The following is a 10,258-nucleotide window of genomic DNA, read 5'->3' on the forward strand; positions in this document are numbered from 1 at the left end:
CTGCCGACGGATCGTCGAGCGGGTGGCCGCTACGTGGGTGAGGGCGGAGGGCTCGGCGGGGGGGGGAACCGTCGTCAGCGGGGAACCGGCGACGGCCGAGCCGCAGCCCATGCCGCCCGCTCGCCGCGGGGCAGCCCTGCCCGGAACAGCCGTGTCGGCAAACGTGGAACGGACCCGGGCGTGATCAGCCAGGCTTCTTCTCCACGGCCTGGCTGACGGTCCACCCGGAAGTGTTCCGGCACCTGGTCCGCGAGCGTCTTGGGGTCGCGGCGGCGGCCCAGGTGAGTTGGAGCGCGTCGAGACTGATCTGCGTTGCCGGCGGCTTCCCTCGCTACGGCGTCCATGCTCCAGTGCCGTCGGTTCAGACCCGAGGAGTGCGCACGTTCCCGCTGCGTGCCATCGGCCGCTTTCCCCGCCCGATGCGCCATACAGTCACAGCTCCTACCAGGCAACTTGCCCGACGAGGCCGACTCGGGTGTACGGAAGCGCACCATCGGGGCCTGGGATCTCGCATGTTGTGGAACTGGACAGCCCTCGCGCCGGAACCAGGTCCCGTTGCCATGCTGCGAACGCCCCTGCCTGGCATCGCCCCGCACACCGGTCCAGGCCGCATCCTCGCTTTCCGCCCCCGGGAACGGTTCTGACTCCCGGCTCACGGCAGATTCCCTGCTCGCCGCCCGCCCCTGTGATCAACTCCGTTTGTTTCATTGACATTTCACTCAGAAGACGTACCGTTGGGAGCGCTCCCATGGCAGTCTTGCAACTGGAAGGAGTTCCCCCCACATGCGCACACAGAGTCCGTTAACCGGGCGTTCGTGGTCGTCCCTCCGCCGACCTCTCCAGGCGCTCGTCATGGTGTTCGCCGTGGTTGTCGGCGCACTGGCCTGGTCGGCCCCCGCCCAGGCTCACGGCACCATCGTCAACCCCGCCTCCCGCGCGTACCAGTGCTGGAAGACGTGGGGCAGCAACCACACGAGCCCGGCCATGCAGACCGAAGACCCCATGTGTTATCAGGCGTTCCAGGCCAACCCCGACACCATGTGGAACTGGATGAGCGCGCTCCGCGACGGCCTCGGTGGCCAGTTCCAGGCGCGGACCCCCGACGGGACGCTCTGCAGCAACAACCTCTCGAGGAACGCCAGCCTGAACAAGCCCGGGCAGTGGAAGACGACCAACATCAGCAACAACTTCACGGTCCAGCTGCACGACCAGGCGTCCCACGGTGCCGACTACTTCAGGGTCTACGTGAGCAAGCAGGGCTTCAACCCCAAGACCCAGACCCTGGGCTGGGGCAACCTCGACTTCATCACGCAGACCGGCCGCTTCGCCCCGGCGCAGGACATCAGGTTCAACGTCAACACCTCCGGCTACACCGGACACCACATCCTGTTCGTGATCTGGCAGGCCTCGCACCTCGACCAGGCCTACATGTGGTGCAGCGACGTGAACTTCGGCTGAGCCGGAGAGCGTCGCACACGGCACCGGCCTCTGCCGGGCGCCGGTAACCCGCCGCCCGGCCGACCGAGCCCCGTCGGGGCAGGGGACCCATGTGGTCACCCTGCCCCGACGGGGCTCCCTGCGCTCCTGGCGTGAACACACCCACTGAGTTCGAGCTGAGGACAACCCCCTCGATCGCCTGGAGTCCAGCAATTCGACTCCACGTAAGCGGAGGCACATCACCGCCCGAGTGACGTCGGTGTCCCCCGGATGCCGGAGTGCCTCGTGTGAGCGGGGGAGCGACGGGGCATCATCCTGCATGCGCATCGTGGTCACCGGGGTGACCGGGAACATCGGTTCTGTCGTCGTGCAACGCCTGTGTGCCGAGGGCACGCACGACCTTGTAGGTCTGGCTCGGCGGCCGCCCGAGGGCCCCGACAGCCGTAGTGTCGACTGGCGCTCGGTGGATCTCAGCACCGAGGCCTGCCACGACGTGCTCGTAGAGGCGTTCACCGGTGCGGACGCGGTCGTCCACCTGGCGTGGGGCTTCCAGCCGTCCCACGATCTGGCCTACCTCGCCCAGCTTGGCGTCGGCGGCACCTGCCGCGTGCTCCGAGCCGTCACCGAGACCGGCGTCCCGCACCTGGTCCACATGTCCTCGGTCGGCGCCTACTCACCGAAGAAGGACGACCGTCCGGTCGACGAGTCCTGGCCCACCGGGGGTGTGCGCAGTTCGCGGTACAGCCGACACAAGGCGGCGGCCGAGCGCCTCCTCGACCGGCACGAGGCCTCCGGCGCCGACACGCTCGTCACCCGCCTGCGGCCGGGGATCGTCGGGCAGCGCGCCGCCGGCAGTGCCCTCCTCCGCTACGGCGTGCCCGCCCTCGTGCCCCCCAAGGTGCTCGACCTGCTGCCGGTCCTGCCGATGGACCGGAGGCTGACCATTCCGATGGTCCACACCGACGACGTCGCCGAGGCGGTCGTCGCGGTGCTCCACCGGCGCGCGGGCGGTCCGTTCAACCTCGCCGCCGACACGCCCGTAACCGCGGCGGTCATTGCGGACGCGCTCGACGCCAGGCTGGTACACGTACCCTCCGCAGTGGTCCGCGCCGCCATGTCGGCCGCCTGGCACGCGCGCCTGCAACAGGTCGACACCGGGTGGCTTGATATGGGCTTCGCGCTCCCGACGCTGGACACGACCCGCGCGCGCACGGAACTCGACTGGGCCCCGACCAAGGACGGCCCGCAGGTGCTCGCCGAGGTGATCGAGGGCATGAGGGAGGCCGCGTCCGGCCGGACACCCGTGCTGCGCCCACGCACCGTCCTCGGCGCGCTCGGCGACGCGATCCGTCGCGGGCCGGTCGCCGTGCGGCGGCGCCCGTGACCGCCGGCGCGGCCCCGACACGCTCTGGGCCGCAGCCCGTGCTCGCGCTGCTCGCCGCCGCCCACGGCGGGCCGGCTCTGGCGGTCGGCGTCATCGCGGGCCTGCTCGCGCTCCGCAGTGACCTGCGCCCGCTCGACGCCGCCGTCCTCACGGGGGCGGTACTCACCGGCCAGCTCACGATCGGTTGGGGCAACGACCTGCGCGACCTTTCTCGCGACCGCGCCGTCGGCCGCACCGACAAGCCGTTGGTCACCGGAGCCCTCCCGGTCGCCTGGGCGGTGCGCGCCCTGGTCGCGGCCGGACTCGCCTGCCTCGTGCTTTCCGCGCTCGTCGGCTGGCGCAGCGCGCTGGTCAACGTCATCCTCGGCGCCGGTGCGGGTCACGTCTATAACCTCGGGCTCAAGGCGACCTGGTGGTCGTGGGTGCCGTACGCCGGCGCCTTCGGGACGCTGCCCTCGGTCGTCACCCTCGCCGGCCCCGCCCCGGCCTGGGCGCCGCTGTGGGCGACCGGCGCCGGCGCCGCGCTCGGTGTCGGGGCGCACCTGCTCAACACGCTGCCCGACCTCGCCGACGACGAACGCACCGGCGTCCGCGGCCTGCCGCACCGGATCGGCGAACGTCCCTCGCGCGTCCTGGCCGTCGTGCTGCTGTCCATCGCCTCACTGCTGGCCGTGCTCGCTCCCGCCGGGCCCCCTCCGGCATGGGGGTGGGCGGCCCTCGTGATGGTGATGGTCCTTGCCGTGCTCACGCTGGTCGCCCGGGGGCGCGTCCCCTTCCGGGCCGCGCTGGCCGTCGCCCTGCTCGACGTCGTGTTGCTCGTGGCGGCCGGTTGATGGCGCCCGCACCCGCCCACTGGGACCTTGCGGTGGTCGGCGCCGGACCGGCCGGTGCCGCCACCGCCCTGGGCGCGTTGCGCGCCGACCCGGATCTGCGCGTCGCCCTCCTGGACCGGGCGGACTTCCCGCGGGACAAGGCCTGCGGCGACGGGGTGGCCCCGCATGTCCTCGACCTCCTCGCCCAGGTCGGCGTCACCGGCCTCGTCGACGACCGGGTCCCGGTCGACCGCCTCCGCCTCGGCCGTGGCCGCCTGGTCGCCGAGCGGCGGATGGCCCGCCCGGTGTGGGTGGTACCGCGCCGGATCCTCGATGCCCGACTGGTCGACGCGGCCGTCGCCGCCGGAGCCCGACTCCTCCGCCACCGCGTCCGCGATCTGCGGCAGCGCACCGACGCGGTGGTCCTGGACGGGGAGATCTCCGCCGCGGTCGTGGTCGGCGCCGACGGCGCCCACTCGGTCATCCGGCGCGCGCTCGGCCGACCCTGCGGTCCGATGGCCCTGGCGCTGCGCGGCTACGCCCCGGTCGGACCCGGGCGGCGCGGCGCGCAGGTCATCGAGTTCGGCACCCGGCACCAGCCGTCGTACGCCTGGTCCTTCGACCGCGGCGACGGCCTCGCGAACGTCGGATACGGCGAGTTCCTCCACGAGGACCGTCCGGCACCGACCCGTGCCCAACTGCTCGAGCGCCTCGAGGCGCTCCTGCCCGACGCCACCGAGAGCGGGCAGCACTGGGTCGGGCACCACCTGCCGCTCTCGACGGCGCGCTGGCGCCTTCCGACCGGCCGCGTACTGCTCGTGGGCGACGCCGCCTGCCTGGTGAACCCGCTGACCGGGGAGGGCATCCACTACGCCGTGGCCACCGGCATCGCGGCCGGTCGCGCCGCCGCCGCGGCCCTGCGTGACAGACGGCCCGAGAGGGCGGGGGAGCGGTACGCCCGCGCCACCCACCGGATCCTGCTGCCCCACCTGCGTCACACCGCCCTGGCCGCCCGGCTCGCCCGCAGCACACACGTCATCGAGGCCGGGCTGCGGGCCTCGGCCGCCAACCAGCGCGTCTTCGACGACTTCGTCGAACTCGGTCTCGCCCGGGGCCGGCTCACCCCCACCGTCGCGCTCGGCCTCGGCCGGGCGTTCCTCGCCTCCATCCGTCCGTCCGGCCGACCTCAGGAGCCAGCATGAGCATGCGCGTCCTCAGCGTCCGCGGCGTCCTGCCCGAGCACTGCCACCGACAGGAGGAGATCACCGAGTCCTTCACCACCACGCTGGTCGAGGGCACGCTCGACCGCAGCGTCGTCGAGCGGTTCCACCGCAACGTGTGCGTCGAGACCCGGCACATCGTGCTCCCGCTGGAGGAGTACGCCCGGCTCGGGGACTTCGGCCAGTCGAACGACGTCTTCATCCGGGCCGGCGTCGAGCTCGGCGGGCGCGCGGTCGTCGACGCGCTCAAGGACGCCGGCCTCACGCCGACCGACGTCGACTACATCGTGTCGTGCACGGTGACCGGTCTGGCCGTCCCCACGCTCGAGGCCCGCGTCGCGGCGCAGATCGGGCTCCGTCCCGACGTGGTGCGCCTGCCCCTCGTCGGCCTCGGCTGCGTCGCCGGCGCGGCCGGCATCGCACGCCTGCACGACCTGCTGCGCGGCCGTCCGGACGGGGTCGCGGTGCTGATGTCGGTTGAGCTGTGCTCGCTCACGCTTCAGCGCGAGGACACCTCGGTCGCCAACCTCGTGGCGAGCGGCCTGTTCGGGGACGGCGCCGCAGCGGTGGTCGCCGTCGGTCCCGAGCATCCGCTCGCGCGGTCCGACCACCCCGCCCGCCCCGAGGTGCTCGCCTCGCGCAGCCGCCTCTACCCCGACTCGGAGCGCACGATGGGCTGGGACGTCGGGCCCGGTGGGTTCAGGATCGTGCTCGACTCCTCGATTCCCGACCTGGTGCGCCGGTACGTCGGCGACGACGTTCGCGGCTTTCTCGCCGACCACGGGCTGACCGGCGGCGACCTCGGCTGGTACGTCGCGCACCCCGGCGGTCCCAAGGTCATCGAGGCCCTGCAGGAAGCGCTCGGAGTCGAGCGGGACGCCCTGGCCGTGACCTGGGACTCGCTGCGCCGGATCGGCAACCTGTCCTCCTCCTCGGTGCTGCACGTCCTGGCGGACACGCTCGCCGATCGCCCACCCCGGCCCGGCTCCCACGGGCTCATGCTCGCCATGGGCCCGGGCTTCTGCTCCGAACTCGTCCTCCTGCGCGCCCCGGGGGAGGAATGAACGGTCAGATCCTGTTCACCGTCCTGGTCTCGGCCGTCGGTCTGGAGCGGGTCGCCGAGTTGGCCGTGTCCCGCCGCAACGCCGGCTGGAGCCTTGCACGGGGCGGCGTGGAGTCCGGGCGGGAGCACTACCCGTTCATGGTGGTGCTGCACACGGGCCTGCTCGTCGGCGCGCTCGTGGAGGTGTGGGTGTGCCGAACGGACGCCGTACCGGTCCTCGCCTGGACCATGCTCGCCCTCGTCGCGGCCTCGCAGGTGCTGCGCTGGTGGTGCATCGCCGCCCTGGGCCGACAGTGGAACACCCGGGTGATCATCGTGCCCGGTGCTCCGCGCGTGACCGGCGGCCCCTACCGCCGGCTTTCGCACCCGAACTACGTCGCCGTCGTCGTCGAAGGGCTCGCGCTCCCGCTGGTGCACTCGGCCTGGGTCACGGCGATCGTCTTCACCGTGCTGAACGGGTTCCTGCTCACCACCCGCATCCGCACCGAGAACACCGCCCTGGCGCGGCTGACCTGAGGGGACGCGCATGGACCTGCTCGTTGTGGGCGGGGGACCCGCAGGCCTCGCCACGGCCCTGCACGCGGCCCGGGCGGGGCTCGAAGCGACCGTCTGGGAACAGCGCGCCGGCACCATCGACAAGGCGTGCGGCGAAGGGCTGATGCCGGGTGCCGTCGCCGGTCTGACAGCACTCGGCGTCCACCCGCCGGGTTACGACCTGCGGGGCATCCGGTACGTAGCCGGGGCGCACCGGGCCGACGCCGGCTTCCGAGCGGGTCCGGGCCGCGGGGTGCGTCGCACTGTGCTGCACGCGGCGCTGCACGAGGCGGTGCTGGCCGCGGGGGTGCGGGTCGAACAACGCGCCGTGCGCCGTGTCGAGCAGGACGAGGACGGTGTGGTGGTCGACGGCACCCGTGCCCGCCACCTCGTCGCGGCCGACGGCCTGCACTCGCCGATCCGCCGGGCCCTGGGGCTGCACCGGCCGCGTCGGGCCCACCGGCGGCACGGGCTGCGGCGCCACTACGTGCTCACCCCCTGGAGCGACCACGTCGAGGTGCACTGGGCCCGTGACGCGGAGGCCTACGTGACCCCGGTGTCCGACGACCTCGTAGGCGTCGCGGTGCTCACCACCGACCGGGGACCGTACGACGACCACCTCGCCGCCTTCCCCGAGTTGCAGGAGCGGCTGGCCGGAGCCGGGACCGCCACACCAGCGCGCGGGGCGGGTCCGCTCCGCCAGGACGCGAGCGCGCGCACCGCCGGCCGGGTGCTGCTCGTCGGTGATGCGGCCGGCTACGTCGACGCGCTGACCGGCGAGGGCATCGCGTTGGCGCTCGCGCAGGCGTCGGCGGCGGTGCGGGCAGTCGGCAACGGCGACTTGGCAGCCTACGAACGAGAGTGGCGGCGACTCACCCGGCGCTACCGCTGGCTGACCCACGCGCTGCTCGGCGCGACGAGGGTGCCCCCGCTCCGCGCGGCGCTGGTGCCTGCGGCGCAGCGGCTGCCGTGGTTGTTCTCCGCAGCCGTCGACGCGCTGGCGCGTCCGCCGGGGACGTGATCCGGCGGGCTCCGGGCACTGTCGGTCACGGCGGCCGGCGACCTCGATCCGGTTCGCGGTCCTCGAGACCGCCCCACAGCACAGTGTGCGAGCAAAGCGAACGGCAACCCCGGCCACACGGGCCCGTACAACCCGGGGCGGGGCGCGGGACACAACCGTACGGGCAACCGCAGGGGCGATGACGATCACCAATACCTGCGGCAGGCCGTTCGACGCGGTGCTGTGCGACCTCGACAACGTGATCCGCTCTATGACCTGACCCGATTGGCGGGGCTGGAACAGGCGGCTGGACTGGCCGAGGGGACAACCACGAGGGTGGCTTAGACGCCATTTCAGTTGGCGTGATCTTGCGGCAGTCCGGGGTGATGACTGCTGCGCTTGTCGAGCGGATGGTGCCGGAAGACCTGTGGACCTTGTTCCAGCGGGTGGTGCCGCCGGCGCCGGTTCGCCCGCAGGGTGGAGGGCACCGTCGGCGGGGAGACCGCGAGGTGCTGGCCGCGATCATCTCCGTGGCCGCCTCAGGTTGTACCCGGAACCAACTACCGCCGGGCTTCGGACTGTCCGGGGTGACGGCCTTCCGCCGGTTCACCGAGTGGACCGAGGCCAGGGTGTGGGCCAAGCTTCACCACCTGGTCCTGGACGAGCTCGGTTCCCGGGGTGAGCTGGACTGGTCGCGGTGCGCGATCGACTCGGTCGGCGTCCGGGCCCTCAAAGGGGGCAGCTGACCGGACCGAATCCGACCGACCGCGGCAAGAAGGGATCGAAAATTCACCTCATCGTCGACCGACGTGGCCTGCCGCTGTCGATCGGCATCTCCGCCGCCAACCTCCACGACAGCCAGGCGTTCATCCCTCCGGTCCGCGGCATCCCGCCCATCCGCTCCCGTCGCGGCCCGCGACGCCAGCGGCCCGCCAAGCTGCACGGGGACAAGGGCTACGACTACCGCCACCTGCGGCGATGACTCGCTTCCCGCGGCATCCGGCACCGTCTCGCCCGCAAGGGCGTCGAGTCGTCCCGGCGACTGGGCCGACACCGCTGGGTGGTGGAGCGGACCGTGTCCCGGCTGTCCGGCTGCCGCCGCCTGCACCGCCGCTACGAGCGCAAGCCGGAACACTTCCTTGCCTTCCCAGCCATCGCCGCGACCCTCATACGCCACCGCCGACTGGCCAAGCGAAATGAAGTTTTAGTGGCTCTCGACCGCAAGGTCTGCGGCTGGGGTGCGCTCTCGATCAGCCATTTATTCGCCAGGAGCAGGCGCACGATGAAGGCAGGGAGATGTGGTGCCGGATGGGGTGCAGGGGTACCCAGAGTTTAGGGATACATGACCGGCCGGTCCGGGAGACCTCCGGGGCTGCAAAGGACCGGCGCAGACGGGCCCGGTGCATGCCGCGTGACAGCCGGTGAAAGGGGTGTCCGGGATGAACGCGGAGATGGTTTTCGGGGCTGTTCACGGCCGGACGGAGCAGGCGGGGGACGTGTCCTCCGCCCCGGGCGGGCTGCTGGACGTGCTGGGTGTCGCGGCCGTCGTCCTCGATGCGGACGGGCGGATCGTGCTGTGGAGCCCGCAGGCCAAGGACCTGTTCGGTTACACCGCCCAGGAGGCGCTGGGCCAGTACGCGGCCCGGCTGCTGCTCGAGGAGAAACACCTGGAGCAGGTGCTCGAGCTGTTTGCCCGGGTCATGGCGAGCGGCGAGAGCTGGGCCGGCGGTTTCCCCATCCGGTGCAAGGACGGCCACACACGGATGGTGGAGTTCCGTAACATGCGGCTGGAGGACAGCCGGGGGAACTTCTACGCCCTGGGCATCGCCACCGACCAGGCCATCCTGCGGGAGGTGGAGCGAGGGCTGGCGCTGTCGGTGCGCCTGATCGATCAGTCTCCGATCGGGCTGGCCGTTCTGGACACCGACCTGCGGTTCGTGACCGTCAATCCGGCGTTGGAGCGGATCAACGGCCTGCCCGCCGCCGACCACATTGGCCGGCGCCCTGGCGAGGTCCTGCCGCATCTGGACACCGACGTCGAGGCCACGATCCGCCAGGTGCTGGAGACCGGGGTGCCGCAGCTGGACCAACCCGCCGTCGGCCGCACCGCGGCCGACCCCGGCCGCGAGCATGCCTGGTCGGTCTCCCGCTACCGGCTGGAGGACCCCGGCGGACGAGTGCTGGGGGTGGCCGCCTCGATCGTGGACGTCACCGAGCGGCGCCGGGCGGAGATCGAGGCGGCCCGGGCCCGGTGGCGCCTTGCGCTCATCGCCGACGCCTCCCTGCGCATCGGGACTACGCTCGACCTCGAGCAGACCGCCCGCGAGCTGGCCGAGGTGTGCGTGCCGGATCTCGCCGACGTGGCCGCGGTGGACGTGCTCGACAGCGTCCTGCAGGGCTACGCGGCGGAGAGCCACGAAGGGCCCGCGCTGTTCCGCCCCCTCGCCGTGACCACGGCCGGCCCCACCGAGGCCGCCCGCGCCGCCGACCCGCCCGGTGAACTCGCCGTCTACGACACCGACCGCCTGGCCGCCCAGTGCGTGAACCTCCGCCGCCCGGTCCGGGTGCCCCGCGTAGAGGGCCGCGACCTGCCGCGCGTCGCCCGCTGCCCCCGGGCGGCCGAGCTTCTGGCCCGCGCCGGGCTCCACTCCTACCTGGCCGTGCCGCTGACCGCCCGCGGTGAGATCCTCGGGGTCCTCGACCTCAAGCGCACCCGCAAGTCCGAACCGTTCACCCACGACGACGAAGTCCTGGCCGGCGAGCTGGCCGCCCGCGCCGCCCTGTCCATCGACAACGCCCGCTGGTACC

At 72.5% G+C, this 10,258-nt stretch carries 8 protein-coding genes and 1 pseudogene; all 9 read left to right on the forward strand.

Going from position 1 to position 10,258, the window contains the following annotated elements:
* The first annotated feature begins 783 nt into the window (after positions 1–783).
* Positions 784–1,458 carry a lytic polysaccharide monooxygenase auxiliary activity family 9 protein gene (locus B7L92_RS26385; RefSeq protein ID WP_497591443.1) on the forward strand — a complete coding sequence of 225 codons (675 nt, stop codon included), beginning with the start codon at positions 784–786 and terminating at the stop codon, positions 1,456–1,458.
* Positions 1,459–1,756: 298 nt separating this feature from the next.
* Positions 1,757–2,821: an NAD-dependent epimerase/dehydratase family protein gene (locus B7L92_RS26390; protein WP_081239887.1), complete on the forward strand. Its 1,065-nt coding sequence runs from the start codon at positions 1,757–1,759 to the stop codon at positions 2,819–2,821.
* A gap of 38 nt (positions 2,822–2,859) precedes the next feature.
* The gene (locus B7L92_RS26395; protein WP_170102243.1) at positions 2,860–3,654 is read left to right on the forward strand and encodes a UbiA family prenyltransferase; all 795 of its coding nucleotides are present in this window, start codon (positions 2,860–2,862) and stop codon (positions 3,652–3,654) included.
* Complete coding sequence (locus tag B7L92_RS26400) at positions 3,654–4,835, forward strand: NAD(P)/FAD-dependent oxidoreductase (RefSeq protein WP_081239889.1); 1,182 nt, start codon at positions 3,654–3,656, stop codon at positions 4,833–4,835. Before B7L92_RS26395 ends, B7L92_RS26400 begins: the two co-directional genes overlap by 1 nt.
* Complete coding sequence (locus B7L92_RS26405; protein ID WP_081239890.1) at positions 4,832–5,917, forward strand: type III polyketide synthase; 1,086 nt, start codon at positions 4,832–4,834, stop codon at positions 5,915–5,917. Before B7L92_RS26400 ends, B7L92_RS26405 begins: the two co-directional genes overlap by 4 nt.
* Positions 5,914–6,432 carry an isoprenylcysteine carboxyl methyltransferase family protein gene (locus B7L92_RS26410; RefSeq protein WP_081239891.1) on the forward strand — a complete coding sequence of 173 codons (519 nt, stop codon included), beginning with the start codon at positions 5,914–5,916 and terminating at the stop codon, positions 6,430–6,432. Before B7L92_RS26405 ends, B7L92_RS26410 begins: the two co-directional genes overlap by 4 nt.
* Positions 6,433–6,442: 10 nt before the next feature.
* The gene (locus tag B7L92_RS26415; RefSeq protein ID WP_081239892.1) at positions 6,443–7,471 is read left to right on the forward strand and encodes an NAD(P)/FAD-dependent oxidoreductase; all 1,029 of its coding nucleotides are present in this window, start codon (positions 6,443–6,445) and stop codon (positions 7,469–7,471) included.
* A 365-nt stretch (positions 7,472–7,836) separates the two neighbouring features.
* Positions 7,837–8,636, forward strand: a pseudogene (locus tag B7L92_RS39705) (IS5 family transposase); the annotation flags it as partial.
* Between the two features lie 265 nt (positions 8,637–8,901).
* Positions 8,902–10,258: PAS domain-containing protein (locus tag B7L92_RS26440; RefSeq protein WP_438364023.1), on the forward strand; the 1,357-nt coding region annotated here is incomplete at its 3' end.

Origin of the sequence: Streptomyces viridosporus (assembly GCF_002078235.1) — a bacterium.
In the GTDB taxonomy this organism is placed as follows: domain Bacteria; phylum Actinomycetota; class Actinomycetes; order Streptomycetales; family Streptomycetaceae; genus Streptomyces; species Streptomyces viridosporus.